Annotated in this window: 26 protein-coding genes; 15 read left to right on the plus strand and 11 right to left on the minus strand. The window is 73.9% G+C overall.

The features are described 5' to 3' along the window. Positions 1-287: 287 nt before the first annotated feature. A complete protein-coding gene (locus K1Y72_RS26670) occupies positions 288-1,415 on the plus strand; it encodes a carboxylate-amine ligase (RefSeq protein WP_220169230.1) in 1,128 nt (375 codons plus the stop codon). Between the two features lie 7 nt (positions 1,416-1,422). Here the strand turns inward: K1Y72_RS26670 and K1Y72_RS26675 are convergent, their stop codons facing one another. Next, complete coding sequence (locus tag K1Y72_RS26675) at positions 1,423-2,247, minus strand: TrmB family transcriptional regulator (protein ID WP_220169335.1); 825 nt, start codon at positions 2,245-2,247, stop codon at positions 1,423-1,425. A gap of 38 nt (positions 2,248-2,285) precedes the next feature. Here K1Y72_RS26675 and K1Y72_RS26680 point away from each other — a divergent pair, with 38 nt between their 5' ends. Next, positions 2,286-3,032: an SDR family oxidoreductase gene (locus tag K1Y72_RS26680; protein WP_220169231.1), complete on the plus strand. Its 747-nt coding sequence runs from the start codon at positions 2,286-2,288 to the stop codon at positions 3,030-3,032. 66 nt (positions 3,033-3,098) lie between these two features. Here K1Y72_RS26680 and K1Y72_RS26685 read toward each other — a convergent pair whose 3' ends face one another. Then, the gene (locus tag K1Y72_RS26685; RefSeq protein ID WP_220169232.1) at positions 3,099-3,587 is read right to left on the minus strand and encodes a helix-turn-helix transcriptional regulator; all 489 of its coding nucleotides are present in this window, start codon (positions 3,585-3,587) and stop codon (positions 3,099-3,101) included. 144 nt (positions 3,588-3,731) lie between these two features. Here K1Y72_RS26685 and K1Y72_RS26690 point away from each other — a divergent pair, with 144 nt between their 5' ends. The 8 genes from K1Y72_RS26690 to K1Y72_RS26725 all read left to right on the plus strand — a co-directional run bounded on the left by K1Y72_RS26690 (position 3,732) and on the right by K1Y72_RS26725 (position 14,246). After that, entirely contained in the window at positions 3,732-4,973 is a 1,242-nt protein-coding gene (locus tag K1Y72_RS26690; protein WP_308287245.1) for a hypothetical protein, read from the plus strand. Next, entirely contained in the window at positions 4,970-7,420 is a 2,451-nt protein-coding gene (locus tag K1Y72_RS26695; protein WP_220169233.1) for a serine/threonine-protein kinase, read from the plus strand. The genes K1Y72_RS26690 and K1Y72_RS26695 overlap by 4 nt, the downstream gene beginning before the upstream one ends. Continuing rightward, entirely contained in the window at positions 7,417-8,550 is a 1,134-nt protein-coding gene (locus tag K1Y72_RS26700; RefSeq protein WP_220169234.1) for a PP2C family protein-serine/threonine phosphatase, read from the plus strand. The genes K1Y72_RS26695 and K1Y72_RS26700 overlap by 4 nt, the downstream gene beginning before the upstream one ends. Before the next feature lie 2 nt (positions 8,551-8,552). After that, positions 8,553-9,860: a vWA domain-containing protein gene (locus K1Y72_RS26705; RefSeq protein ID WP_220169337.1), complete on the plus strand. Its 1,308-nt coding sequence runs from the start codon at positions 8,553-8,555 to the stop codon at positions 9,858-9,860. Between the two features lies 1 nt (position 9,861). Further along, positions 9,862-10,587, plus strand: coding sequence for an FHA domain-containing protein (locus tag K1Y72_RS37365; RefSeq protein WP_220169235.1), 726 nt, complete (start codon positions 9,862-9,864; stop codon positions 10,585-10,587). Next, the gene (locus tag K1Y72_RS26715) at positions 10,584-12,062 is read left to right on the plus strand and encodes a GlnX family signal transduction membrane protein (RefSeq protein ID WP_258573854.1); all 1,479 of its coding nucleotides are present in this window, start codon (positions 10,584-10,586) and stop codon (positions 12,060-12,062) included. Before K1Y72_RS37365 ends, K1Y72_RS26715 begins: the two co-directional genes overlap by 4 nt. A 29-nt stretch (positions 12,063-12,091) precedes the next feature. Next, complete coding sequence (locus K1Y72_RS26720; protein ID WP_220169236.1) at positions 12,092-12,934, plus strand: glutamate ABC transporter substrate-binding protein; 843 nt, start codon at positions 12,092-12,094, stop codon at positions 12,932-12,934. A gap of 160 nt (positions 12,935-13,094) precedes the next feature. After that, complete coding sequence (locus K1Y72_RS26725; protein WP_220169237.1) at positions 13,095-14,246, plus strand: hypothetical protein; 1,152 nt, start codon at positions 13,095-13,097, stop codon at positions 14,244-14,246. Here K1Y72_RS26725 and K1Y72_RS26730 read toward each other — a convergent pair. Further along, positions 14,207-14,788, minus strand: coding sequence for a hypothetical protein (locus K1Y72_RS26730; protein ID WP_258573857.1), 582 nt, complete (start codon positions 14,786-14,788; stop codon positions 14,207-14,209). The two genes, K1Y72_RS26725 and K1Y72_RS26730, sit on opposite strands and share 40 nt — an antisense overlap. A gap of 129 nt (positions 14,789-14,917) precedes the next feature. Between K1Y72_RS26730 and K1Y72_RS26735 the strand changes: the two genes are divergently transcribed. Beyond that, entirely contained in the window at positions 14,918-15,436 is a 519-nt protein-coding gene (locus tag K1Y72_RS26735) for a PH domain-containing protein (RefSeq protein WP_372453008.1), read from the plus strand. A 32-nt stretch (positions 15,437-15,468) separates the two neighbouring features. On the opposite strand, the gene K1Y72_RS26740 is transcribed toward K1Y72_RS26735, so the two are convergent. Genes K1Y72_RS26740 through K1Y72_RS26765 form a run of 6 tightly spaced genes read right to left on the minus strand, consistent with a single transcriptional unit; the run spans position 15,469 to position 22,483 of the window. Beyond that, positions 15,469-16,869, minus strand: a complete 1,401-nt coding sequence (locus K1Y72_RS26740) for an NAD(P)/FAD-dependent oxidoreductase (protein WP_220169239.1) — start codon at positions 16,867-16,869, stop codon at positions 15,469-15,471. Positions 16,870-16,919: 50 nt separating this feature from the next. Continuing rightward, complete coding sequence (locus K1Y72_RS26745) at positions 16,920-17,768, minus strand: ABC transporter permease (RefSeq protein WP_220169240.1); 849 nt, start codon at positions 17,766-17,768, stop codon at positions 16,920-16,922. Beyond that, on the minus strand, positions 17,765-18,628 hold the full coding sequence (locus K1Y72_RS26750; protein WP_220169241.1) for an ABC transporter permease: 864 nt from the start codon (positions 18,626-18,628) through the stop codon (positions 17,765-17,767). The genes K1Y72_RS26745 and K1Y72_RS26750 overlap by 4 nt, the downstream gene beginning before the upstream one ends. 1 nt (position 18,629) lies before the next feature. Then, positions 18,630-19,847 carry a polyamine ABC transporter substrate-binding protein gene (locus K1Y72_RS26755; RefSeq protein ID WP_308287246.1) on the minus strand — a complete coding sequence of 406 codons (1,218 nt, stop codon included), beginning with the start codon at positions 19,845-19,847 and terminating at the stop codon, positions 18,630-18,632. A gap of 11 nt (positions 19,848-19,858) precedes the next feature. After that, positions 19,859-21,007: an ABC transporter ATP-binding protein gene (locus tag K1Y72_RS26760; protein WP_220169243.1), complete on the minus strand. Its 1,149-nt coding sequence runs from the start codon at positions 21,005-21,007 to the stop codon at positions 19,859-19,861. Positions 21,008-21,049: 42 nt separating this feature from the next. Next, a complete protein-coding gene (locus tag K1Y72_RS26765; RefSeq protein WP_308287247.1) occupies positions 21,050-22,483 on the minus strand; it encodes a gamma-aminobutyraldehyde dehydrogenase in 1,434 nt (477 codons plus the stop codon). Between the two features lie 126 nt (positions 22,484-22,609). On the opposite strand from K1Y72_RS26765, the gene K1Y72_RS26770 reads away from it, so the two are divergent. Next, positions 22,610-23,098 carry an Lrp/AsnC family transcriptional regulator gene (locus K1Y72_RS26770; RefSeq protein WP_220169245.1) on the plus strand — a complete coding sequence of 163 codons (489 nt, stop codon included), beginning with the start codon at positions 22,610-22,612 and terminating at the stop codon, positions 23,096-23,098. Positions 23,099-23,196: 98 nt separating this feature from the next. Continuing rightward, positions 23,197-23,451 carry a type II toxin -antitoxin system TacA 1-like antitoxin gene (locus K1Y72_RS26775; protein ID WP_220169246.1) on the plus strand — a complete coding sequence of 85 codons (255 nt, stop codon included), beginning with the start codon at positions 23,197-23,199 and terminating at the stop codon, positions 23,449-23,451. A 32-nt stretch (positions 23,452-23,483) separates the two neighbouring features. Here the strand turns inward: K1Y72_RS26775 and K1Y72_RS26780 are convergent, their stop codons facing one another. Beyond that, the gene (locus K1Y72_RS26780; protein WP_220169247.1) at positions 23,484-23,858 is read right to left on the minus strand and encodes a VOC family protein; all 375 of its coding nucleotides are present in this window, start codon (positions 23,856-23,858) and stop codon (positions 23,484-23,486) included. Positions 23,859-24,143: 285 nt separating this feature from the next. Next, positions 24,144-24,566, minus strand: coding sequence for an HIT family protein (locus tag K1Y72_RS26785; RefSeq protein WP_220169248.1), 423 nt, complete (start codon positions 24,564-24,566; stop codon positions 24,144-24,146). Between the two features lie 68 nt (positions 24,567-24,634). On the opposite strand from K1Y72_RS26785, the gene K1Y72_RS26790 reads away from it, so the two are divergent. Both K1Y72_RS26790 and K1Y72_RS26795 read left to right on the plus strand, forming a co-directional pair. After that, positions 24,635-25,531, plus strand: coding sequence for an ATP-binding cassette domain-containing protein (locus K1Y72_RS26790; RefSeq protein ID WP_220169249.1), 897 nt, complete (start codon positions 24,635-24,637; stop codon positions 25,529-25,531). After that, positions 25,528-26,199 carry a hypothetical protein gene (locus tag K1Y72_RS26795; RefSeq protein ID WP_220169250.1) on the plus strand — a complete coding sequence of 224 codons (672 nt, stop codon included), beginning with the start codon at positions 25,528-25,530 and terminating at the stop codon, positions 26,197-26,199. Before K1Y72_RS26790 ends, K1Y72_RS26795 begins: the two co-directional genes overlap by 4 nt. Positions 26,200-26,363 lie beyond the last annotated feature (164 nt).

The following is a 26,363-nucleotide window of genomic DNA, read 5'->3' on the forward strand; positions in this document are numbered from 1 at the left end:
GCAGGTTCGTATGCGTTGTCGTCCTCCGACACTGATCCCCCGATCAACGAGCCCGTCGCAAGATCTTCCCGGTCCGGGGGGACCGGGACAAGCATCGCGGCGGGCCCGTCGCGCGGCGTCGCGCCAGGTCAGCGCGGCAAGTGCCGCCCGGTGGGCACCGGCGGCGCGAACGGCGTGCGCGGGCCGGGCGGCGCCGCCGCCACCGCGTGCACGAGCGATCGCGCCGGAGCGCGCTGAATCCGCTCCGCACCAGTTCCAACGCCGCGCTCCGGGGCAGGACCCCTGCCGTGACGAGCCATGACCCACAAGAACCGCGCAGCTTCGGCGTCGAGGAGGAGCTCCTCCTCGTCGATCCCCGCGGGGGCGCGCCGCAGGCCGCCTCGGGCGCGGTGATCCGGTACGCCGACGAGCACGGCGGCGGCCTGCCGGGCGGCAAGGAGCCGCTGGAGAGCGAGCTGCACCGCCAGCAGGTGGAGACCGGCACCGAGCCCGCCACCTCGCTGGCCGACCTCGCGGACCAGGTCCGCCGGAACCGCAGGGCCGCCGCGCTCGCCGCCGAGGGCGCCGGCGTGGCGGTCGCCGCCCTCGGCACCTCGCCGATGCCGGTGCAGGCCGCCATCACCGAGAAACCGCGCTACCGGCTGATGTCGGCCGCCTACGGGCCGACCGCCGACGAGCAGCTCACCTGCGCCTGCCACGTGCACGTCGGCGTCGCCACCCCCGACGAGGGCGTCGCGGTGCTCGACCGCATCCGCCCCTGGCTGGCGCCGCTGCTCGCCCTCACCGCCAACTCGCCGTTCTGGCAGGGCCACGACACCGGCTACGACAGCTGGCGGCACGAGGCGTGGGGCCGCTGGCCCTCCAGCGGCCCGACCGAGCCGTTCGGCACCGCCAAGCGCTACCGGGCGGCGGTCGACGCGCTGCTGAAGACCGGCGCGCTGGTGGACGAGGGGATGATCTACTTCGACGCCCGGCTGTCGCGGCGCTACCCGACGGTGGAGATCCGGGTCGCCGACATCTGCCTGCACGCCGACGACGCGGTGCTGCTCGCCGCGCTCGTCCGGGCGCTGGTGGACACCGCCGCCACCGCCTGGCGCGAGGGCGAGCCCGCCGACCCGGTCCGCACCGACCTGCTGCGGCTGGCGATGTGGCGCGCGGCCCGGTCGGGGCTCCGCGGCGAGCTGCTGCACCCGGTGACGCACGAGCCCGCGCCCGCCCGCGCCGTCCTCGACGCGCTGACCGGGCACCTGGCGCCCGCGCTGGAGCGCTCGGGCGACCTGCCCGACGCCGAGCGGCTGCTCGCGGCGCTGCTCGCGCGCGGCACGGGCGCCGCGGTGCAGCGCGCCGTCTACGAGCGCGCCGCGGACCTGCGGACGGTCGTGGCCGAGGCGGTGGAGATCACCACCGCGTCCTGACGGCCGCTCAGCGGCGGCCGAGCAGCCGCAGCAGCCCGGGGTCGGTGGCGAACAGCCGGTTCAGCTCGTCGCCGCCGACCCGCTCGGCGAGGATCTGCAGCGCGATGTCCTGCCGCACGTACTCGGCGGCCATGAGCGCGACGGCGGGGTCGGCGGTGTAGATGCCCCAGGCCGAGCCGTCCCCGCCGAACCCGCCGACGACGGCCTCGCGCCGGTCGCCGACGACGACGAGCAGCCGGTACCCGAGGTCCGCCAGGACGGCCTCGGGCGCCGAGTAGCGGTGCTCGTAGATCCGCTCGCCGCCGCGCGGCCCGCCGAGGTCGCCGAGGTCGCCGAACGCCATCACCGAGACCTCGGCGCCGCGCCCGGCGGCCGCCCGCACCGGCCCGTCCAGCCGCGCCATCTCCTGCGGCCAGACCGACAGGACGAGGCCCCGGCGGGCGCCCGCGACGACGTCCTCGGCGCGGTCGAGCAGCGCGCCGCCGTCCTTGAGGTTGTGGATCAGGTGCCCCTCGGGCGCGCCCGCGACCGCCGGCAGCGCGTCCCGCAGCGCGTCCACCGACCCGTCGAACTCGCGCCGCATCCGGTCCAGCAGCGCCTCGGGCGGCAGCGGCCGGTAGTCGGTCGCGTCGGCCGCGCCGCGCACCTCGAACGCCGCGCCGCGCGCGACGAGCTTGCCGAGCGTCTCGTACACGGTGCTGCGCGGCACCCCCGACCGCTTGGCCACCTCGTACCCGTTGACCGGCCGACCCGCCGCCACGAGCGCCACGTACGCCTTCGCCTCGTACCCGGACATGCCGAGCCGCTGGAGGTGCCCCAGGATGTCCTGCATGCTCACCGCGCCATGCTATGCGGGCTAGCGTTCGGGGGATGGACCTTGGACTGCAGGGACGCAGGGCCGCCGTCGCGGCCGCCACGAGCGGGCTCGGGCTCGCCACCGCCAAGGCGCTGCACGCCGAGGGCGCGCGCGTCGCGATCTGCGGGCGCGACCGGGGACGCCTGGACGCGGCCGTCGGCGAGATCGGCGAGGGCGTGCACGGCGTCGTCGCCGATGTCGGGACGCCCGAGGGCGCGGCGGGGTTCGTCGAGGCCGCGCAGGACGCGCTCGGCGGCGTGGACGTCCTGGTCGTCAACGCGGGCGGCCCGCCCGCCGGGGACTTCGCGCAGACGCCCGTGGACGCCTACCGCGCCGCCCTCGACCTCAACCTGATGTCGGTCGTGGCGATGTGCAAGGCCGCCGTCCCGGCGATGCGGGAGCGCGGCTGGGGACGGGTCGTCGCGATCACCTCGCTGTCGGTGCGGCAGCCGATCGGCGGGCTGATCCTGTCCAACACGGCGCGCGCGGGCGCCACCGGCTTCCTGAAGACCCTGGCCCTGGAGGTGGCGGGCGACGGCGTCACCGTCAACTCGCTGTTGCCGGGCTCGCACGACACCGCGCGGCTGCGGTCGCTGTGGGGCGGCTCGCTGGAGGAGGCCGGCGCGTCGATCCCGGCGGGGCGGGTCGGCGACGCCGGCGACTTCGGGGCGTTCGCCGCCTTCCTCTGCTCGGCGCAGGCCGGGTTCGTCACCGGCGGCGCCATCGCCGTGGACGGCGGCGAGTACCGGGCGCTGCTGTAGCCCGCCTGCGCGGAGCGCGAGAGGGCGCGGGACCCGGCCGCCGGCGCGGCGGCCGGGCCCCGGCGGTCAGGCGGGCACGGCCCGCCGCTGGAAGGGCAGGTAGCGCTCGACCCGGCGCGGCCGGGCGGGCAGGCCGGTCGACTCGACCGCGAGCATGCGGTCGAACCGGAAGGCGCGCACGCCGCGCCGCATCCGGCACCAGCCGACCAGGTACCAGTGGTCGCGGTGGACGAGGCAGGTGACCGGCTCGACCTCGCGGATGGTCACGTTGGCGCCGGCGTCGCCGTAGCAGAGCCGCACCACGCGGTGCTCGCTGATCGCCGCCGCGACGACCCGGGCGCGGTCGGCGGTGGAGGCGTCCAGGGGGGCGGTGAGGGTGGCCAGCGTCGCCGCCACCACGTCGTCGTGCACGTCGATGTCGAGCAGGGAGTGCAGGGCCCGGCGCGCGGTGGCGGCCTGGGGCCCCGCGCCGAGGTGGGCCAGCGAGAGCGCCAGGGCGGCGATCTCGGCGGCGGTGAGCGCGCTGTCGTTCCGGTGCGTCGCGGTGTTCGCCATGGTTCGATTATATGTTCGAACACCGACATTCTGCAGGGTCTGGGCCGCCCGCTTGAGAAGCCGTGTCCCGATACGGGAAACTAGCCCCCCGAACATGCGCATACCGGGGGATCAGGGGGCTCGGATGGGCCGAAGGCGGGTGCCGTGCTGACCGGCGCCGGAGCGGGCCGTCCGCCGATGGACCGGGACGAGGTGGACGCCGTGCTGCGCTACCTGCACGACGAGAAGGAGCGGATCTCGGCCACCCTGCTCGACCTGGAGTCCCACCCCGGCCACCGGCTGCTCGCCGGCGCCGAGATCACCGGCGCGACCGCCCGCCTGCGCGACCGCGTCCGGTCCCGCACCGCCGAGCTGTGGGACCTGTTCGACCGCTACGGCCGCACCCTGGACGCCGCCGCGGCGCTGCGCGCCCGGCACGGCCGCCCCGACCGCTCCGGGCTCGCCGAGCTGACCCGCCTCCTCGCCGGCCCGTCGGTCGAGCTCGCCGCCCCGCAGGTGCCGCTGGAGCAGCGCTCCCTCACCGCCGCGCCCGCCGCCGAGCGGCTCACCCTGAAGGCCGCCGTCGAGCGCATGACCGGCCTGTTCGAGGACGCCGCGCGGATGGTCGCGGACGTCGACGCCGCCTGGACGGTCCTGCTGCGGCACCTGGAGCGGGCCGAGGAGGAGCGCCGCGCCGTCACCGCCCTCGCCGCCTCCCTCGGCGGGCCGCCCGCCCCCGCGCTCGCCCGCGCCGCCGCCGAGCTGGACGAGGTCGCCGCGCTCGTCCGCACCGACCCGCTGGCCCTGGACCGCGGCGGCTCCCCCGATCCCGCGCGCCTGGACGCCGCCCGCGCCGCCCTCGCCGCGCTCCGCCCCGAGCTGGCCGAGGCGGTCCGGCTCCGCGACGGCCTCGCCGCCCGGCTCGGCGAGGCCGGCGACCTGCTCGGCCGGGTCCGCGACGCCGAGCGGCGGGCGTCCTGGGCCCGCGACGAGGCCCTCGCCAAGATCGCCGCCCCCGCCCCGCCGGACGTCCCGGCGCGCTGCGGCCCGCTGGACGCCCGGCTCGGCGCCGTCCGCGCCCGCGCCGGTACCGCTCCCTGGCCCGAGCTCGCCGCCGAGGTGGCCGCCCTGGAGGCCGACGCGCGGGACGCGCTCGGCGCCGCCGAGGAGGCCGGCGCCCTCATCACCGGCCTGCTCGACCGCCGTGAGGAACTGCGCGGCCGCCTCGACGCCTACCGCGCGAAGGCCGCCCGGCTCGGCCTCGCCGAGGACGCCGGCCTCGCCGAGATGCACGCGCGGGCCCGCGACCTCCTCTGGACCTCCCCCTGCGACCTGCGGCGGGCCACCATGGCGCTGTCGGGCTACCAGCAGGCCATCTCCTCCCGGTCGAAGGGATCGAAGCGATGACGACCCCCGGAACGACGAACCGCTGCACGCAGCCCGGCTGCCCCGGAACCGTGGAGGACGGCTACTGCGTCGTATGCGGTATGCCCCCCGCCCAGGCGTCCTCACCGGTCCCCTCCCCCCGGCCGCCGTCGCGGCCGGCGGCCGCGCCGGCCGCTCCCCCGGCCGCCGGGCAGTGCGCCCAGCCGGGCTGCGGCGGCGCCATCGAGGACGGCTACTGCAACGTCTGCGGCGCCCCCGGCGCCACCCCGACGACGATCAGCCGCCGCGGCACCGGCGGCACGGGCGGGACGCCCGCCTCGGCGGCGAGCCGCGGCTCCCTCGCCTCCGGCAGCACCCGCACCGGCAGCGTCCGCACGGGCAGCATCCGCACCGGCTCGACCCGCACCTCCGGGCGGCGCGGCATGCTCGGCGCGGGCCTCGTCGAGGTGCCGCGGGTGCCCTACCGCGACCCCTCCGGCGCCGTCCTCGCCAACCCCGAGGTCGCCGAGCGCAAGCGGTACTGCAGCAACTGCGGCGAGCCCGTCGGGCGGAGCCGCGGCGACCGCGAGGGCCGCCCCGAGGGCTTCTGCCCCAAGTGCGGCACCCGGTTCTCCTTCACCCCGAAGCTGACGCCCGGCGACCTGGTCGCCGGCCAGTACGAGGTGCTCGGCTGCCTCGCCCACGGCGGCCTCGGCTGGATCTACCTGGCCCGCGACAAGAACGTCGAGGACCGCTGGGTCGTGCTGAAGGGCCTGCTGGACACCGGCGACGCCGACGCGCTCGCCGCCGCCGCGGCCGAGCGGGCGTTCCTCGCCACCGTCGAGCACCCCAACATCGTCAAGATCTACAACTTCGTGCGGCACGCCGGCGACGAGTACATCATCATGGAGTACGTCGGCGGCCAGTCGCTGAAGGACATCCTCACCGCGCGCCGCAACGCCGGCGAGGACGCGCTGCCGCTCGGCCAGTCCATCGCCTACGCGCTGGAGGTCCTCCAGGCGTTCGGCTACCTGCACTCCCAGGGCCTGGTCTACTGCGACTTCAAGCCCGACAACGTCATCCAGTTCGAGGAGCAGCTCCGCCTCATCGACCTCGGCGGCGTGCGGCGCCTCGACGACACCGAGGGCGCGATCTACGGCACCGTCGGCTACCAGGCGCCCGAGATCGCCGACGTCGGCCCGTCGGTCACCTCCGACCTGTACACCGTCGGCCGCGCCCTCGCGGTGCTGAGCTTCCCGTTCAAGGGCTACACCGGCCGCTGGGCCGCCGACATCCCGCCGCGCGACGAGGTCCCGCTGCTCCGCCGGCACGAGTCGTTCGACCGGTTCCTGCGCCGCGCCACCCACCGCGACCCCGCCTTCCGCTTCCAGGACGCCGCCGAGATGAGCGAGCAGCTCACCGGCGTGCTGCGCGAGGTGCTGAGCACCGACGACGGCCGGCCGCGCCCGGCGGCGTCCGGGCTGTTCGGCCCCGAGCGGTTCGCCGCGGGCACCGCCGCCGACGTCTCCGCCACCGGTGCCCCGGCCGGCGCCGGCGCCGCGGCCGCGCTGCCGCCGCTGCCCCCGCAGGACGCCGCCGACGCGCTCCCGGTCCCGCTGGTCGACGGCACCGACCCGGCGGCCGGGTTCCTCAGCGGCCTCACCTCGCTGGACCCCGAGCAGCTCGCCGCGACGCTCGCGGGCGCCCCGCAGCAGACCCACGAGGTGCGGCTCGCGCTCGTCCGGGTCCGCATCGAGCTCGGCGAGGCCGAGGCCGCCTGGCGGCTGCTCGACGAGCTCGGGGCGCAGCGCCCCGACGACTGGCGCGTCGACTGGTACCGGGCCGTCGCGCTGCTGGCGGGCGGCCACATGGCCGAGGCCCGCGACCGCTTCGACGGCCTGTACGCGCTGCTGCCCGGCGAGGCCGCGCCGAAGCTCGCGCTCGCCTACTGCCTGGAGCAGCCGGCCCCCGCCGAGGCGGCCCGCCTGTACCAGCTGGTGTGGCGCACCGACCAGAGCTACATCAACGCCGCGTTCGGCCTGGCCCGCGTCTACCTCGCGGCGGGCGACCGCGCCTCGGCCGTCGGCGTGCTCGACTCGGTGCCGCGGCTGTCGATCCGGTACGTGCCCGCGCAGGCCGCCGCCGTCGCGACCGTCGTGCGCGGCCGCCCGCCCGGCGAGCTGGACGCCCGCGAGCTGGCCGGCGCCGGCGACCGGCTCGCGCTGCTGGACCTGGACGCCGACCGCCGCGACCGCCTCACCCTGGAGGTGCTGCGCGCCGCCCTCGACTGGGTCGCCGCGGGCCGCGACGGCACGGGGGCGGGCCCGGGGGCGGGCACCGCCCTGATGGGCGTGCCGCTCGCCGAAGGGCCGCTCCGCCTCCGGCTGGAACAGACCTACCGGGGCATGGCCCGGCGCACCCATGATCGTGAGGATCGGCGCGAGCTCATCGACGCCGCCAACGCCGTCCGCCCGAGGACGCTCCTGTGACGGAGGACCCCAGCATCGTGAAGACGGCGGAACTGTCCTGCCCGGCCTGCGACGAGGTCGTGTACGCGGGCGAGGAATTCTGCGAGGCGTGCGGGCACCGGCTGAGCGACGAGCCGCCCGTCGTCGCGTCCCCCGTCGCGCCCGCCGGGGCGTGCGCGGGCTGCGGCGCGTCCGCGATCGACGCCGACGGCTACTGCGAGCACTGCGGGCTCCGCCAGCCCGCCGAGCGCGACCACCTGGAGGTCGAGCTGCCCGGTCCGGGCCGCCCGCTCGCCGCGGGCGCGAGCGACCGGGGCCGCCGCTACAGCCGCAACGAGGACTCGATCGCCCTCACCGCCTACGCGGGCGGCGTCGCGGCGGTCGTCTGCGACGGCGTCGGCTCCTCGCCGAACCCCGACGAGGCGTCCCTCGCCGCCGCGCGCACCGGCGCCGCCGAGCTCGCCGCGGCGCTGGAGGGCGGTGCGGACGCCGAGACCGCCACGCACGAGGCCGTGCTGAAGGCGGCCGCCGCCGTCGCGGCGCTCGCGCCGTCGCCGGACTCCGCGCCCTCGTGCACCTACGTGTCGGCGGTGACGGGACCGGGGACGGTGACCGTCGGCTGGGTCGGCGACAGCCGCGCCTACTGGCTGGCCGCGCCCGCGGCGGGCTCGGCCGGGCAGGACACCGCCGACCTCGACACGGCCGACCTGGACACCGCCGAGCAGAACACCGCCGACCTCGACACCGCCGGGCGCGGCACCGGACCGGTGACGCTCGCCGCGTCCCGGCAGCTCACCGCCGACGACTCGTGGGCGGCGATCATGGTGGCGCGGGGGGCGCTCAGCGAGGCCGAGGCCGAGGCGCACCCGAACGCGCACGTGATCACCGCGTGGCTGGGCGCCGACGCCGAGCAGGTCCGCCCGCACGTGCGGACCTTCGCGATCGACGGCCCGGGGACCGTCCTCGTGTGCAGCGACGGCCTGTGGAACTACTTCCCGCAGGCCGGCCAGATCGAGGCGATCGCCGGCGACCCGGGGGCCGACCCGGCGGGGACGGCGCGGACGCTCGTCGCGCGCGCGCTGGAAGCGGGCGGGCGCGACAACATCACGGTGGCCGTCGTCCCGGTCACCGGACGGGGAAACGGAGCATGACGATGGCCGACGAGCCGCAGTTCACGATCACCATCGACCAGAACAAGTACCTGCCCGAGGGCGGCCGCGAGGTCCACGCCGTCCTGTCCGTCGAGTCGACGGGGGGCGCGGCCGGCGGCGCGCCGCAGGGCAGCGCCGCCGAGGTCGTCATCATCGACACCTCCGGGTCGATGTCCTACCCCGACACCAAGCTGCGGGCGGCGGTCGCGGCCGCGCAGGCCGCCGTGGACGCGCTGCGCGACGGCGTGTTCTTCGCGGTGGTCTCCGGCGCGAACACCGCGTCGATGGTCTACCCGCGGCAGGCGCAGCTCGTGCCGCTGGACGAGCGGACCCGCCGCGAGGCCAAGCAGGCCCTCGGCCGCCTCACCGCGCAGGGCGGCACCGCCATCGGGTCCTGGCTGCGCCTCGCCGACCAGCTCTTCGACCCGTTCCAGAACGGCGTCCGGCACGCCATCCTGCTCACCGACGGCAAGAACCAGCACGAGACCGCCGAGGAGCTCGACGCCGTCCTCTACCGGACGCAGGGCCGGTTCGTCTGCGACTGCCGCGGCGTCGGCACCGACTGGGAGGTGCCCGAGCTCCGCAAGGTGTCCCAGATGCTGCTCGGCAGCGTCGGCCTCGTCGCCGACCCCGCCGACCTCGTCGCCGACTTCCGGGCGATGGCCGAGGCGGCGATGGGCAAGAACGTCGCCGACGTCGCGCTGCGCGTGTGGACGCCGCAGACCGCCCGGGTCCGCTTCCTCAAGCAGATGTCGCCGTCGGTCGCCGACCTCACCGCCAAGCGGGTCGAGTCGGCGCCGCAGGCGGGCGACTACCCGCTCGGCGCGTGGGGCGCCGAGAGCCGCGACTACCACCTCTGCGTGGAGGTGCCGCCCGGCGAGGTCGGCAAGGAGCTGCGGGCCGGCTGGATCAAGCTGGTGGTGCCGGGCGCGCCCGGCGAGGAGCCGCGCGTCCTCGCCACCGCCAACGTCCTCGCCGGCTGGACCGACGACCCCGCCCAGTCCACCCGGATGAACCCGCGCGTCGCGCACTACACCGGGCAGGCCGAGCTCGCCGACGCCATCCAGGAGGGCCTGCAGGCCCGCAAGGACGGCGACCTCGACACCGCGACCGCGCGCCTCGGCCGCGCCGTGCAGCTGGCGGGCGAGGCGGGCAACGACGCCATCACCGCGCTGCTCCGCAAGGTCGTGGACGTCGAGGACGCCGCCACCGGCACCGTCCGGCTGAAGCGCAACGTCGACAAGGTCGACGAGATGTCGCTGGACACCCAGTCCACCAAGACGGTGCGGACCCGCAAGGGCGAGGGCTGACGTGGCGCGCTGCCCCGCCGGCCACGACTCGGCGTCCGCCGACTACTGCGACGTCTGCGGCGAGGTGATCGCCGCGGGCGCCGCGGAGCCCGCGCCGCCGTCGTCCGCGTCGTCGTCCGCCCCGGCGTCCGGCGCCGGGACGCCGTGCCCCGACTGCGGGACGCCCGGCACCGACCGCTTCTGCGAGGTGTGCGGCTACGACTTCGCGACGGGCGGCGGCGCCCCCACCGGCAACGCCCCGGACCCCGATTCCGGCCCGGCGCCCGGCCCCGCGCCCGATCCCGGCCCCGATCCCGGCCCCGGCCCCGTCCGGACGGCGGCGTGGATCGCGGTCGTGAACGCCGACCGCGACTACTACGAGTCGATCGTGGCGGCCGAGGGCCCCGACGCCGCCCTCCCCTTCCCGCCCTACTGCCCCGAACGGCGCATCCCGCTCGCCGGCCCGCAGGTCCGGATCGGGCGGCGCAGCTCGGCGGGCACCGGCATCCCCGAGATCGACCTGCGCGAGCCCCCCGAGGACCCGGGCGTCTCGCACACCCACGCGGTGCTGCTCGCCCGCCCGGACGGCACCTGGTCGCTGGTCGACCCCGGCTCCACGAACCGCACCTGCGTGAACGGGGACCTGCGGCCCATCCCGCTCAACGTGGAGGTGCCGGTCGGCGACGGCGACCGCATCCACGTGGGCGCCTGGACCACCATCGAGCTCCAGCGAAGCGAGGCGCCATGACCGCCGTCCAGCCGGCCCCGGCGGGCCGCGCCCCGGCCCCCGCCGCGGGCACCGTCCCCGACACCGGGAACGGGAGCCGCGACGCCGTGCCCGCACGGCGCCGCAACCCCCTCCCCAAGACGGCCGCGGGGCGGATCCGGGCGCTCACCGCGCTGGTCCTCGTCGCGCTGCTCGCCGCGCTCGGCGTCACCTGGCGGGCGGTCGACGACGCCCGCTCGGGCGTGCGCGTCATCGGCCACGACGCCGGCCCGCAGGTCGTCGCGACCGCCGACCTGTACTTCCAGCTCACCGACATGGACGCCCAGCTCGCCAACGCCCTGCTGCTCAGCGACTCCACGAACCTCGGCACGAACCGGGACCAGGCGATCGCCCGCTACCAGCAGAACCGCGCGAAGGCCGACGACGCGCTCCTGCAGGCCGCCAAGCTCGCCGACGACGCCAGCGAGGAGGCCACCGCCCGCGACCTGCTGAGCGGCCTCGGCGCCTACGAGCAGCTCGCCGGCCAGGCGCTGCTCGCCGACCGGCAGAGCCCGCACGCCCCCGGCCCGCCCTCGCGCACCGTCGTCCAGCTGTACCGGTCCGCCAGCGACCTCATGAAGCTGGACCTGCTGCCGAAGGCCTACAACCTGACCCTGGACAACGGCACCCTCGTCCGGCACACCTACGTCGACAAGCGGGCCGCCGTCCGGAACGGCACCGTCCGGGTGATCGTCACCGGCGGCGTGCTGCTCGCCCTGCTCATCGGCCTCCAGGTGTTCCTCACCGTCCGGTTCCGGCGGGTGCTGAACCCCGCGCTCGCCCTCGCGACCGTCCTCGCGCTCGCCCTGACGGCCGCCGGCGCGCTCGTCCTCACCGCGCAGGCCGACCATCTGAAGAAGGCCAAGGAGCAGGGCTTCGACTCGATCCTGGCGCTGTCGCGGGCCCGCGCCATCGGCAACAGCGCCAACGCCGACGAGACCCGCTACCTGCTGGACCCCGAACGCGCCGACACCTACGAGCAGGTGTTCCTCAGCAAGTCCCAGTCGGTGCTGTACCTGAAGGCCGGCAACCTCTCCGCCTACAACGACGCGGTGCAGCGGCAGCGCACCACCACGGGCTTCCTCGGCTTCCTCGGCGACGAGGCCGGCCACGACGAGCTGCCCGGCCAGCCCGCCGCGATGCGGCAGGTCCTCGCCGACTACCGCCGCTACCAGGCCGACGACCGCGCCATCCGCCGCCTCGTCGGGGCCGGGCAGCGGGAGCAGGCGATCCGGACGCGGCTCGGGCAGGGCGACGGCGCGGCCGCCCGCGACTTCACCGCCTACGACGCCTCGATCGTCAAGCTCGCGCGGATCCACCGCGCCGCGTTCGACGACGCGGTGCGGGCGGGCGACGACGGCACCGCCGGCTGGAACCTCGTCCTGCCGGCCGGCGGGCTCCTCATCGCCGGCCTGGTGCTGCTCGGCGTCCGGCCGCGGCTCGCGGAGTACCGATGACGACGGGGACACCGAGGAAGGGAACGCTGATGCGCGCACGCCGGACGGTCGCGGCCGCCGCCCTGGTCCCCGCGCTCGCCGCGGCGGGCTGCGCCGCGGCGGGCGCCGACGGCGATTCGGTCGCCCGCAAGGACCGCCTCGTCATCGGGGTGAACGCCGACCAGCCCGGCCTCGGGCTGCGCGGCGCGGACGGCTCCTACAGCGGCTTCGACATCGACATCGCCAGGGAGATCGCCAAGCGGCTCGGCGTCGCCGCCGGCCGGGTGCGGTTCGCCAAGGTGACCTCGGCCGTCCGCGAGACGGTCCTGCGGGACCGCGACGTCGACCTCGTCGTCGCCAGCTACTCCATCACCCCCGAGCGCAGGACCAAGGTGGCGTTCGCCGGACCGTACTACGTCGCCCACCAGGACGTGCTGGTCCGCGCGTCCGAGAGCGGCCGCGTCAAGGGCGTCCGCGACCTGGCCGGGCGGCGGCTCTGCGAGGTGCCCGGCTCGGTGTCGTTCCCGCGCGTCACCCAGGAGCGCGGCGTGCGGGCGCTGTCGGTGAAGGCCGACGGCTACGCGCAGTGCCTCCAGGACCTGGTGGCGGGGAAGCTGGACGCGGTCTCCACCGACGACCTCATCCTCGGCGGCCTGTCCCGCCAGAACGACCAGGCGGGCGGCCCCAAGCTCAAGGTGGTCAACGCGCCGATCTCCGACGAGCCCTACGGCGTCGGCCTGCGCCGCGGCGACGTGGACGGCTGCGAGGCGGTCAACAAGGCGATCACGATGATGTACCAGGACGGCACCGCGCAGCGGCTGCTGCGGAACTGGTTCTCCTCCAGCGGGCTCACCGTCACGCCCACGGTCCCCCAGTTCGAGGGGTGCGACTGACCCGCCGGCCGGCCTGCTACTGCCTCCCGGGCGGTACCCGTCCTACCTGCCGGTCACTGAGATCTTCCGGTTACGTAAGTGCCGGTCATGTTCCATGATCGTAGGTTATGGTCCGAGCCAAAACCCTGTCCGGTAACGGTGTCCGGCCCCGAGGAGAGCGATGACGACCGTCATCCTGGTGGTGATGTGCGTTGTGGTCGGCGGTCTGGAGCTGTACGCCGGCAAGCAGAGCAAGGACCAGCAGCGCGCCTTCGTGCGCCGCATCGACGAGCTGAACGACCAGGTCACCAAGCAGAACAACGTGCTGGTGACGGTCGGCGAGCAGCTCACCGCCGAGCTGTCGCGGGTGAAGCGCGACGTGCTGCCCGGCCTCGACTCGCGGCTGCGCGACCACTCCGGGCAGGTGCGGGAGCTCGCCGGCGTCGTGCACCGCGCCGACGAGTTCGTCCGGTCGCAGTCGGCGCGGCTGCACGAGCTGGAGCAGCAGCGCATCACCCTCGCCGCGCTCCGCCGCAAGCTCGCCGAGGTCGAGACGTCGGTGCGGGCGGTCGCGGCGGCCGGCACCGACCAGGTCGAGGGCAAGGTCGAGACCGCCCTCGCCCGCCTCGGCGACCTGGAGCGCGCCGACGCCGAGATCCTGGAGCTGCAGCGCACCCTCACCCGCACCCTGGAGGGCGTCGAGGACGTCGTCACCGAGCTGCTCCAGTACACCGAGGGCGAGCTGGACGGCGCCGTCGCCACCGCCATCACCGGCCGCGAGGACGGCACCGCCGTCACCGCGATCGGGCGCCTGTGGACCCGCGACGGGCAGCTCCGCGACATCCTCACCGAGGTGTACGAGCGGTCGGTGCGCGCGAGCCGGCTGTCCGTCCGGTTCCGCAGCGCCGAGGGCGCCGCCGAGCAGGGCGAGCGGCGCCGCTACTTCCTCGGCGGCTACCGCACCGAGGACCTGGCCGGCTCGTTCACGGCGCTCCTCATCTCCACCGGCGCCGACCTGCCCCACGGCGGCCCCCGCACCGGCCTGGCCCGCGGCGAGCCGCCCCGCGCGAACGGCGGCGTCGCCGAGGACGAGGCGGCGCTGAAATCGCTGCTGCGGACCCTGTACGAGAGCACCGGCTCCGTCGCGCAGATCGGTCCGCTGCTCGCGGTGCGCACCCGCGACGAGCTGCTCTGCGCGGTGCTGACTCCCGACCAGTCGCTGGAGCTGGAGAGCGACGAGGTGTTCTGGGATCCGGCCGCGGCGGCGCTGCGGATGCGGCGGCTGCCCGCCCATCAGCTCTGGGACCTGACCCCCTGGGGGGCCAACGCGTAGGCGCGGACCGTCCGCTCGTGCGGGGCGCCGATCCGCACGAACACCGAGCAGGTGACGCCGGTGTCCTCGGCGACCTCCACGCAGAGCCCGACGCCGCCCGCGCGGTCCAGGAACACCACGTTCCGCACCGACCGCGCGGCGCGCACCGCGTACGGCACCGAGTCGGGGTCGCCGGTCTCGAACAGCTCCTCGAAGGTGACGCGCCGCGCGAAGCGCAGCACGCCCGGCCCGTCGACGACGCGGCTGCCGACCGCCTCGACCGGTCCGGCGATGACGATGCCGAAGCTCGGGTCCTCCCGGCCGCGCACGTAGATCTCCCGGTCGGGCTCCAGGCCCTGGCGGCGCCGCGGCACCTGCAGCCCGAACCCGGCGCCGGTGGTGAACACCAGCGGCCCGGCGCCGGCCGCCGGCATCCGCTGCGCCCGCGTCGGGATCTCCCAGCCCGGCAGGTACACGCCGAGGCCGCGGAGCAGCAGCCGCCACACGGGACGACCCGTCACATCGGGGACGAACTCCCCCTGGCTCCCGCGCGCACCGCCCATACCGCCCATCTTGGGTCGGTGATCTTCCGTCGCACAAGGGCGGACACCGAACCCGTACCGCGCGGGTTCTGCCCGGCGGCGGGTGCGTCGGTTACCGTGGGACGGGGCGGACTGAAAAGGATCGACAGGGTGAATCTGCAGGACATGATGGTGCACCGCGACGCGGGGTCGCGGGCCATCGACCGGTACCTGATGGCCTACGAGGGGCGGGTCATCGCGGTGCGCCGCCACCCCGCCGTGCTCATCCTGCCGGTGACCGTCGTCGTCGGGACGCTCATCGCGTGCGGCGTCATCACCGCGGTGACGGGCCTCGCGCTCGTCTGGTGGCTCTGGCTGGTCGCGCTCGGCTTCCTGGTCTGGCGGGTGATCGCCTGGTCGGTGGAGTTCTTCCTGGTCACCGAGCACCGGGTGATGCTGGTCCGCGGCGTGTTCAACCGGGACGTCGGCATGATGCCGCTCGCCAAGGTCACCGACCTCGCGCTGGAGCGGTCGGTGCTCGGCCGGATGCTCGGCTACGGCGAGTTCGTCATGGAGTCCGCCGGCCAGCGGCAGGCGTTCCGCAACGTCAACTTCATGCCCTACCCCGAGCAGCTCTACCTGGAGGTCTCCTCGGTGGTGTTCGGCGCGGACGAGAGCTCGCCGGACTAGCCCGGCGGCCCCCGCCCGCGCCCGCGTCCCGGCTAGGAGTCGAAGCCGAGGCCGAACCGGTCGAGCGTGCGGAGCCAGAGGCCCCGGCGCCCGGCGTTGCGGTCGGCCCGCGCGATCTCCCGGCGGGTCAGCTCGATCGCGCCGAACCGCAGCGGCTCCGGCGGGAACGGGAGCGGCTTGGAGCGCACCATCCGCAGCCGCGCCCGCGCCTCGTCGGCGCCCGGCACGCCGAGCCGGTCCAGCATGACGTCGGCGCCGAACCGGGTCGCGCCGACGCCGAGGCCGGTGTAGCCGGCGGCGTAGGCGAGCCGCCCGTCGTGGGCGGTGCCGAAGAACGCGCAGAACCGGCTGCAGGTGTCGATGACGCCGCCCCAGGCGTTGCTGAACCGCACCCCCTCCAGCTGCGGGAACGTGGTGAAGAAGTGCTCGGCCAGCAGCGCGAAGGTCGCCGGGCGCCGCTCCAGCTCGCTGCCCATGGCGTTGCCGTAGTGGTAGATCGCGTCGTAGCCGCCCCACAGGATGCGGTCGTCGGCGGTCAGCCGGTAGTAGTGGAACTGGTTGGCCGCGTCGCCGAGCCCCTGCCGGTTCCGCCACCGGACGGCGGCGCGCTGCTCCGCCGTCAGCGGCTCGGTGACGAGCGCGTAGTCGTACACCGGCACGAGGAAGTGCTTCAGCCGCTTCAGCAGCGGCGGGAAGGCCCCCGTCCCGAGCGCGACGCGGCGCGCGGTGACGGTGCCGTACGCGCCGCGCAGCAGCAGCCCGCCGGGCAGCTCGTCCAGCCCGGTCACCCGGGTGTTCTCGTAGATCCGCACGCCGAGCGAGCGGCACGCCCCGGCGAGCCCCCAGGCGAGCTTGGCCGGATGCACCATGGCGGTGCCGTCGCGGTCCCAGAGCGCGCCGAGGTAGGTCGGCGAGTCGACCTCGCCGCGCACCTCGGCGGCGTCCATGAGGACGACGTCGTGGCCGAGGCGCTCGGCCTGCCGGGCCTCCTCGGCCAGGTCGGGCAGCTGCCACTCCTCGGTCGCCAGGTGCAGCTCGCCCGTCCGCTCCCACTCGGCGTCGATGCCGTAGCGGTCCAGGGTCGCGCCGATCGCGTCCAGGTTCTCGGTGCCGAGCCGCTCCAGGACGGCCATCTCGCCCGGCCAGCGGTCCATCCCGTTGCCGATGCCGTGGGTGAGGCTGGCGGCGCAGAACCCGCCGTTGCGGCCCGAGGCGGCGCCGCCGACGCGGTCGGCCTCCAGCACCACCACGTCCAGCGACGGGTCGCGCTCCTTGGCGCGCAGCGCCGTCCACAGGCCCGTGTAGCCGCCGCCGACGACCGCGAGGTCGCAGGTGACGGCGCCGGTGAGGGCGCTGCCCGCCTCCGGCCGCGCCGGGTCGGCGAGCCAGGGCGACGACGGCTCGGCGTCGGCGAGGGTGTTCAGGACGTTCACATTTCCAACTCCCCGGAGGGCTTCTCGTAGTGGTGCGATCGGATGTGCGGTCAGGGCGTGGCGCGGGCGCGGCGCCGCGTCAGCACCACGTTGCCGGCCGCCAGCAGCACGCCGGCCGCGAAGATCAGCGTGCCCATGACGTTGACCTGCGGCGGGGTGCCGGTGCGGGTGGAGGCCCACACCCAGAGCGGGAACGTCTGGGTGGCGCCGCTGGTGAAGTTGGTGATGACGAAGTCGTCCACCGACAGCGCGAACGCCAGCAGCGCGCCGGACGTCACGCCCGGCATGATCATCGGCAGGGTGACCAGCCGGAACGTCGTCCACGGCCCGGCCCCCAGGTCCTTGGCGGCCTCCTCGATGGAGGCGTCCAGGCCGACCGCGCGGGCCCGCACGGTGATCGCCACGAAGGACACCGAGAACATCACGTGCGCGGCGAGGATGGTGAGGTAGCCGCGCGGCGTCTCGGTCGCGACGAACATCGACAGCAGCGAGGCGCCCATGACGACCTCGGGGCAGGAGATCGCCGCGAACATCACGACGTTGGCGAGGCCCTGCCCGCGGAACTTGTAGCGGCCGATCGCGAGGCCGGCCAGGGTGCCGAGGACCGTCGCGATGAGCGTGGTCAGCAGCGCGATGGTGAGCGAGTTGACCAGCGCGGTCGTCAGGTCCTTCTTGTCGAACAGGTGCGCGTACCAGTGGAGGGTGAAGCCCTCCCACTCGAAGTTCTGCTTGCTGTGGGTGTCGTTGAACCCGAACGCGACCATGACGGCGATGGGCAGCAGCAGCCACGCCACCAGCAGCACGGTGTAGGCCTGCAGCCCGCGGCCGCGGCCGATCCGGCGGCGCCGGGGCTTCCGCGCCGGCGCGGGCGCGGCGGTCTCGGGGAGTGTCGTCGTCATCGGCCCGCCGCCTCCAGGACGTCCTTGGTGCCCAGCGCGCGGGCGTAGGCGAAGATGCCGAGCAGCAGCAGCGCCATCAGCGTGAACGACAGCGCCGAGGCGGTGGCGTACTCGCTGTTGGTGAAGTACTCGGTCTGGATCACGTTGCCGATCATGGTGTTGTCGGGGCCGCCGAGCACCGAGGCGTTGACGTAGTCGGAGGTCACCGGCACGAACGTCATGATGACGCCGGCGAACACCCCCGGCAGCGACAGCGGCAGCACCACCCGGCGGAACGCCGCGAACCGGCCCGCGTACAGGTCGTAGGCCGCCTCGACGACCCGGTGGTCCACCCGCTCCAGCGCCACGTAGATCGGCAGCACCATGAACGGCAGGAAGTTGTAGGTGAGGCCGGACACCACGGCGAAGCCGCTGTCCAGGACGTGGAAGTCCTTCGGCAGCAGGTGCCAGCTCTTCAGCGGCCCGAGCACCGGCCCCTGGTCGGTGAGGACCAGCTTCCAGGCGATGGTGCGCAGCACGAACGACACGAAGAACGGCAGCAGCAGCATGAACAGCCACGTCGACTTGTGCCGGCCGGCGCGGAAGGCGATCCAGTAGGCCGCCGGGTAGGCCAGCGCGATGCACGCCACCGTCGCGATCAGCCCGTACCAGAGGGACCGCACGAACTTGTCGCCGTAGACGTCCAGCCCGTCGGTGTAGTTCCGCCAGTGCCAGGTCTGCTCGAACCCGTCGATGAGGTTGCCGGTCATCAGCGAGACCGACGCCATGTAGACGAGCGGGACGGCGAAGAACACCACCAGCCAGAGCCCGCCCGGCAGGATCAGCAGGTAGGGCGCGACCGCCCCTTTCAGCCTGCGCATGTCAGCTCCCCTGCACGATCGGTGTGAAGACCTTCTGGTACTGCGGTTCCTCCTGCTGGCTCAGCACCCGGAAGTTGCGGAGGCGCGCCATGTCGGCCTCGCTCGGGAAGACCAGCGGGCTGCTCGCCAGCCGCTCCAGGTCGGCCTTGTCGTCCCCGGTCGCCTTGGCGGCGTCGGCGAGCACGTACTGGCGGGTCGCCGGGACGGGGGTGATGTAGTTGATGAACTCGGTGAGCGGCGCGTTGTGCGCCGGCTCGTAGAGCCAGTTCATCAGGGTGAGGGCGTCGACCGGGTTGCCGGCCGGCTTGGGGATCATCATCAGGTCCGTCCAGAGGGTGCCGCCCTCCTTCGGCACGACGAACTTCACGTCGTCGTTGGCGAGCGAGTAGACGTCCCCCGACCAGGCCATGGTGAGCCACACGTCGCCCTTGGCGACGGCGTCGATGTAGCCCTGGTCGTAGTACTTGCGGACGATCCTGGAGTCGCGCTGCTCGCGCAGCTTGCGCGCGGCGCTCGCCCAGTCCTTCGGGGTGGACTTCTCCGGGTCGACGCCGATCGCGAACAGGCCGAAGTTGCCGAGCTCCTGGGAGTCGCCCATCATCCCGACCTTGCCCTTGTACTTCGGGTCGAAGAGCTGGGCGATGGAGTCGATCTCCTCCTTCACGTACTTGGTGTTGTACGCGATGCCGGTGATGCCCGACTCGTAGGGGATCGTGTAGGTGTTGCCGGGGTCGAAGGCGGGGTCCTTGTACTTGGCCGCCGCGTACTTGTCGAAGTTCGGCAGCCGGGAGTGGTCGAGCGGCGCCAGGTACCCCAGCTCGATCATCTTGCTGGTCTGGATGCCGTTGGTGACGACCATGAGGTCGAAGCCGATGGACTGCCCGGCGGCGAGCGGCGCCTGCACCTTGCCGAACCAGTCCGACGCCTCCTGGATGACCTCCTTGTAGTTCACCTCGACGCCGGTGTCCTTGGTGAACGCCTTGATGCTGGCGTGGTCGTCCTGCATGTAGCCCGGCCAGTTCGCCCAGTTGAGGCTGCCCTTGCCGGTCCGGCCCTTCCAGAACGCGTCGATCTGCGCCTGGGTGAGGTCGCCGCGGCCGCCCTGCCCGGGGATCGAGCACGCCGACGCGGCGAGCGCCGCCGCCGACGCGCCCATGAGGCGCAGCACGTTCCGGCGGCTCGTCAGGCCGCGCCGCAGCGCGGGGTCGTACCGGTCCACGTTCCCCCGCCTCATGCCGTGCCGATGGCGTAGGAGTGCCGCGGCTCCCACGACAGCCACACCCGGCTCCCGCGCTCGGCGATGTCGTCGGCGTTGGTGGCGTTCTGCACGAACACCGTGACGTCGTCGCCGGCGGCGGTGGTGACGAGGTAGCTGGTCGAGGTGCCGAGGTAGACGACCTCGGCGACCGTCGCGCTCGTGTAGGAGCCCCGGTCGGGCCGCTCGCCGCCGATCACGATCTTCTCGGGGCGGACCGTCAGCTCGACGGTGTCGCCGACCGCGCGGGACGCGCCGTTCAGCGGCACGACGATGCGGCCCTCGCCGTACCCGATCTCGGCGCCGTCCCCGCCGACCGCGGTGATCTGCCCGGTGATCAGGTTGGAGGTGCCGATGAACCCGGCGACGAACCGGGACGCGGGCCGCTCGTAGATGGCGCGCGGGGTGTCGAGCTGCTCGATGCCGCCGTCGTTCATCACCGCGATCCGGTCCGACATCGTGAGCGCCTCCCCCTGGTCGTGGGTGACGTACACGAAGGTGATGCCGACCTCGCGCTGGATGCGCTTCAGCTCGACCTGCATGGCCTGGCGCAGCTTCAGGTCCAGGGCGCCGAGCGGCTCGTCGAGCAGCAGCGCGCGCGGCCGGTTCACCAGGGCGCGGGCGAGCGCGACGCGCTGCTGCTGGCCGCCGGACAGCTCGCTCGGGCGGCGCTTCTCCCGCCCGGTCAGGTCGACGATCTCCAGCATCGCGCCGACGCGCTTCCGCGTCTCGGCCTTGTCGACGCCGCGGCGCCGCAGCCCGAACGCCACGTTGTCGAAGACGCTCATGTGCGGGAACAGCGCGTACGACTGGAACACCATGTTCACGTCGCGCTTGTTCGCCGGGACGCCGGTGACGTCCTCGCCGTGCAGGTAGACCGCGCCCTCGGTGGGGTCCTCGAACCCCGCGATCATCCGCATGGTGGTGGTCTTGCCGCAGCCCGACGGGCCGAGCAGCGAGAAGAACTCGCCCTCGTGCACCGTCAGGTCGATGTCGCGTACGGCGTGCACGGTCTCGCCGTAGGCCTGGAAGCTCTTGCGCACACCGGCGAGCTCGATGGCGGGGACCGCGGCGGGCGTCCCCTCCGGGTCGTCGCGCACGGGCGCGGGACTGGTCTCGGTCATGGCTGGTTCCTTCGCGGGGTCCGAGGAGTGCGGCGCCGGGGGTCAGGCGCCGATGTAGTGCATGACGTGCTTGACGCGCGTGTAGTCCTCGACTCCGTACATCGACAGGTCCTTGCCGTAGCCGGAGTGCTTGAAGCCGCCGTGCGGCATCTCGGACACGAACGGGATGTGGGTGTTGACCCAGACGGCGCCGAAGTCCAGCGCCCGCGTCATCCGCATCGCGCGCCCGTGGTCCTTGGTCCACACGCTGGCGGACAGGCCGTACTTGACGCCGTTGGCCCACTCCAGCGCCTGCTCCTCGGCGGTGAACCGCTGCACGGTGATGACCGGCCCGAACACCTCGTCCTGGACCAGCTCGTCGTCCTGGCGCAGCCCGCCGACGACGGTCGGCGCGAAGAAGTAGCCGCGGTCGCCGACGCGCTCGCCGCCCGCGAGGACCTCGGCGTGGTCCGGGGCGCGGTCGAGGAAGCCCTGCACGCGCGCGAGCTGCCCGGCGCTGTTGACGGGGCCGAAGTCGGCGCCCTCCTGGCTCGGCGGGCCGGTGACGGTCGCCTTCGCGGCCTCGGCGAGCGCGGCGGTGAAGTCGTCGGCAAGGCGGTCGGCGACCAGCACGCGGGTCGCGGCCGTGCAGTCCTGGCCGGCGTTGAAGTAGCCGGCGCCGGCGATCCCCTCGGCGGCCGCGGCGATGTCGGCGTCGTCGAAGACGATGACCGGCGCCTTGCCGCCGAGCTCCAGGTGCACCCGCTTGAGGTCGCGGGCGGCGCTCGCGGCGACCTCCATGCCGGCCCGCACGCTGCCGGTGATCGACACCATCTGCGGCGTCGGGTGCTCCACCAGCGCGCGGCCGGTGTCGCGGTCGCCGCACACCACGTTGAACACGCCGGGCGGGAGGAACTCGGCGGCGATCTCGGCGAGCAGCAGGGTGCTGGCGGGGGTGGTGTCGGACGGCTTCAGCACGACGGTGTTGCCCGCCGCGAGCGCCGGCCCGAACTTCCAGACCGCCATCATCATCGGGTAGTTCCACGGCGTGACCTGCGCGCACACCCCGATCGGCTCGCGCCGGATCGAGGAGGTGTGGTCGGCCATGTACTCCGCGGTGGCCTTGCCCTCCAGGATCCGCCCGGCGCCCGCGAAGAACCGCAGGTTGTCCACCATCGGCGGGATCTCCTCCTCCAGCGTCAGCCGGAGGGGCTTGCCGGTGTCGCGGGACTCCACGGCCACCAGCTCGTCGGCGCGGGCCTCGACGGCGTCGGCGATGCGGAGCAGGGCGAGGCTGCGGTCCTTCGGGGTGGCGTCGCGCCAGCCGGGGAACGCCTCGGCGGCGGCGCGGAAGGCCGCGTCCACGTCCTCGGCGCCCGACAGCGGCGACTCGCCGTACACCTCCCCGGTGCTCGGGTCGACCACCTCCAGGGTCCGGCCGTCTTTGGCGCCGGTGTAGGCACCGCCGATAAAGTTGCTCAGCCTGGTCCTGCTCACGGTCGATCCTCCCATTTGTCCGCTTGGCCACGACTTTGACAGAGGGGCAGGCCGAAGACAAGGGATTCCGTTGTTACGATCCAGTTTCACGACTGATTCCCTTGACACGTGCCTCTATCAGGGCAGATGCCGCAGCAAGGAGACCCCCTACCGATGAGCGAGCGCCGCCCGGTCCAGCTCGACGAGACCGCCAAGCAGATCATCGAGCAGCTCCAGCAGGACGGCCGCCGCTCCTACGCCGCCATCGGCAAGGCCGTCGGCCTGTCGGAGGCCGCCGTCCGCCAGCGCGTGCAGAAGCTCCTCGACACCGGCGTCATGCAGATCGTCGGCGTCACCGACCCGCTGATGCTCGGCTTCTCCCGGCAGATGATGATCGGCGTCAAGGCGCAGGGCGACCTGGAGGAGGTCGCCGGCGAGCTCGCCGCCGTCGACGAGATCGACTACGTGGTCATCACCGCCGGCTCCTACGACATCCTGGTGGAACTCGTCTGCGAGTCCGACGAGCGGCTCCTGGAACTCCTCGGCCGCATCCGCTCGGTGCCCGGGGTGCTCTCCACCGAGAGCTTCGTCTACCTGAAGCTGCGCAAGCAGACCTACTCGTGGGGCACGCGCTGACGGGCACGGGCGGTGGCGCCCGCATTCTCCTTCTTATTGGGGATGCCGTCCCCCCTCCGGCGGGCATAATTTGAGGTGCTGCCAGGAGGGAGACCGACATGCCCGAGTCGGCCCGCCAGGATCTTCCCGCCCCCCGCCCCGATGAGCCCCTCGCCCTCCCCGTGACCGACGAGCAGGACCTCGTCCTCCGCAGGGCCGCCGCCCTGGTCGGCTGGACGGTCCCCCAGTACGTCCTCTGCGCGGCCCTCGACCGCGCCGAACGCGACATCCACGAGCACGCCAGCCAGGACGCCCCGCCGCACACCCACACCACGACGGAACCGTTCCTCGCCTTCGTCCTCCCCGTCGACTGAACCGCCCCACCCCGCGCGCGCCTGCCGGTGGTTCAGCCCAAACGGGTCCGCAGAAGGCAGAACTCGTTGCCCTCGGGATCGCTCAGCACGTGCCAGCTCTCCTCACCGGTCTGCCCGACGTCCGCCGGCCGCGCCCCGGCCGCCAGCAGGCGGGCCAGCTCGGCGTCCTGATCGCGGTCGGTCGGGCTGACGTCGATGTGCAGCGGCAGCTTGCCCGCCTTGGGGTCGTCGGTAGGGCTCAGGACCAGAGCCGGCTGCGACCCGCCGAACCCCTCCGGCGGCCCGATCTCCACCGAACCGTCGTCGTCGACGTCCAGCACGACGTACCCCAGCACCTCGCACCAGAACGCCGCCAGCCGCTCCGGATCCCGGCAGTCGAGCACCAGCTCAGAAATACGACAAGCCATGCAGCAACCCTAAACACCCAGGCCCCCCACCAGACCCCCGCCAGCCGCAGCCCTCCAGCCACTCCCGGCCCCCTCTAGACCCCCACCCCTGCCCCCGTCCTTCCAACCCTTCCGGCTTCGCTCCCTTCCTTGCCTTCCGGCATCCGCCCCTGCTCTTCCTGGCCCCTGCTCAGCCCCGCCCCCTCCAGAGCTCCCGACCCCTGCCCTCCTCCCGACCCGCTCTGATCCTCGCCCCTATCGACCGCCTCAACCCCTGCCCTTCCTCCTGCCTCCTGCCTCCTGCCTCTACGACGCGCCCTCTCCGAGCGCTTTCGCGAGACGATCGGCGTATCCGGCGGCTTCCTCGTCCGAGTCGTACTTGTGCCGTGGCCAGAAGAAACCGCGCAGGCCGTCCTTGGGGTTGCGCGGTACGACGTGCACATGCAGGTGCGGCACGCTCTGGCTGATCCGGTTGTTCTCCGCGATGAACGAGCCCGCCGCACCGAGACCGCGCTCGACCGCCCCGGCGACCGCTCGGACGTGCTGGAAGAACGGCCCCACATCCCCCTCGGGGAGGTCGAGGAGCGTCTCGTGGTGGGCGCGCGGCACGACCAGCGTGTGTCCCTTGAAGAGCGGCCGGGTGTCGAGGAAACCGACCGCGTCGGCGGCCTCGAACACCATGTGAGCGGGCCGCTCGCCGTTGATGATCTCGCAGAAGACGCATCCCATGAGGGGGATTCTCGCTAACGCGGCCCTTACGGGCCAGCCGCTACGCTGCGTCGCTTGTGCGTCCATCCATGTGCCTGGACCGGGTCTCCTACCGTTACCGCCGCGGATCGTCCTGGATCCTGCGCGACCTCGTCCTGGACCTGGCCCCTGGCGAGATCGTCGAGATCACCGGGCGGAACGGCACCGGCAAGTCCACTCTCCTCCGCCTCGCCGCAGGACTCCACCGCCCCCGCTCGGGCACCATCACGGGCCGGCCACCCCGGGTCGGTTACGCACCGGAGCGCTTCCCGACCCATCAGCCCTTCACCGTCCGCGCCTATCTCCACCACATGGCCGCCATGACAAGACCCCTCACCGGCACCGCTGCTCCCGCCCCAGGCAACCTCACCCCCACAGACACCTCCTTCACCACCCCCACTGCCAGCGCATCCGGCGCCACCGCCCCCACTGCCGCTGCATCCGATGCGATGGCATTCCGTGCCCCTGCATCCCGCGCCACTGAATCCAGCTCCACCGCATCCAGCTCCACCGCATCCCGCGCCATCAGCGCCACCGCCGCAATCGAGCATTGGGCGTCCCAGCTACGGTTCGAGCACCTCCTCGACACCCGGCTGTCCGAGCTGTCCAAGGGCAGCGCCCAGAAGGTCGGTCTCGCCCAAGCCTTGCTCCCCTCCCCGGACCTGCTCGTCCTCGACGAACCCTTCGCCGGCCTGGACGCCGAGACCCGCGACGCGTTGCCCGAGCTGCTGGAGTCATGGGCGGCGGACGGCACGACCATCCTCGTCAGCGACCATCAAGGCGCCCTCAGCCAGACCTCGGCCCGTCGCCTCCAACTCCAGGAGGGCGCCCTGCACCCGCTGGACGGCCCGACCTGGACCACCCTGCACGTCCGCGTCCGCACCGACGAAGCCGATGCCCTGACGTCCCGCCTGCGCGAGGAGGGACATCGGGTGACCCGCTCGTGATCGCGCTGGTCCGCTTCCAGATCGAGGGCTACCTGCGATCGCTGCGCGTCCTGTACCCCCTCATCGCCGTTCTCGCCCTGACCACGCTCGTCCTGGCCCAGCCTCCTTCGTCGTCCACGCTGGCCTTCGCCGCCCTCGGCGACACGGTGGCGTTCCTGGTCCCCCTCTGGGCCTGGACCTCCCGCTCCCTCCTGAACACCCAGCCGCCCGTCCAGGAAGCGCTGTCCTCCCTCGCCGTCCGCCGCCACTCCGAGGCCGGCCTGCTGGCCGCCTACCTGGTCAACCTGGTCCTGGGAGCAGTCCTCTTCGCGCTCCCGCTGTCACACGCCCTGACCCTGGCTCTGCCCCCGAGCGCCCTCCTCCTCGTCCTGGCCCTTACCGTCCTGGCCTGTGCCTCCGCCACCCTCCTCGGTGCCTGGACGAGCCGCGCCGTCATCCCCTCTCCCTCGATCTCGGCACTGACGCTCCTGGCCCTCCTGATCGTCGGTCTGGTCCTGGACCTGACACCCGCCGCCTGGCTCTCCCTCCCCGTCATCACCTGGGACTCCGCCGCTCACCGGGGGCCCTCAACCTTCCGCGACGCCTTTCCAGGCCTGGCACTCCACCTGGTCCTCTGGACCATCCCCGTAGCAGCCGCCTACCACCTGAAAACCCGCCGCCCCCGCTGACCACCGGCCCCTCCTGCTCTGCGGACTCCCCTGACCACCGGCCCCTCCCGCCCCGCGAACCCCACTGATCGCCGCCCCTTCCCGGCTGGCGAGCCCCGCTGACCGCCCTCCCGTTGAGCTCTCCGGCCGCCCGCCCCGTCCAGCCCCGCCGACGAGGCGACAGG

This window comes from Actinomadura parmotrematis (assembly GCF_019458805.1).
Taxonomy (GTDB): domain Bacteria; phylum Actinomycetota; class Actinomycetes; order Streptosporangiales; family Streptosporangiaceae; genus Spirillospora; species Spirillospora parmotrematis.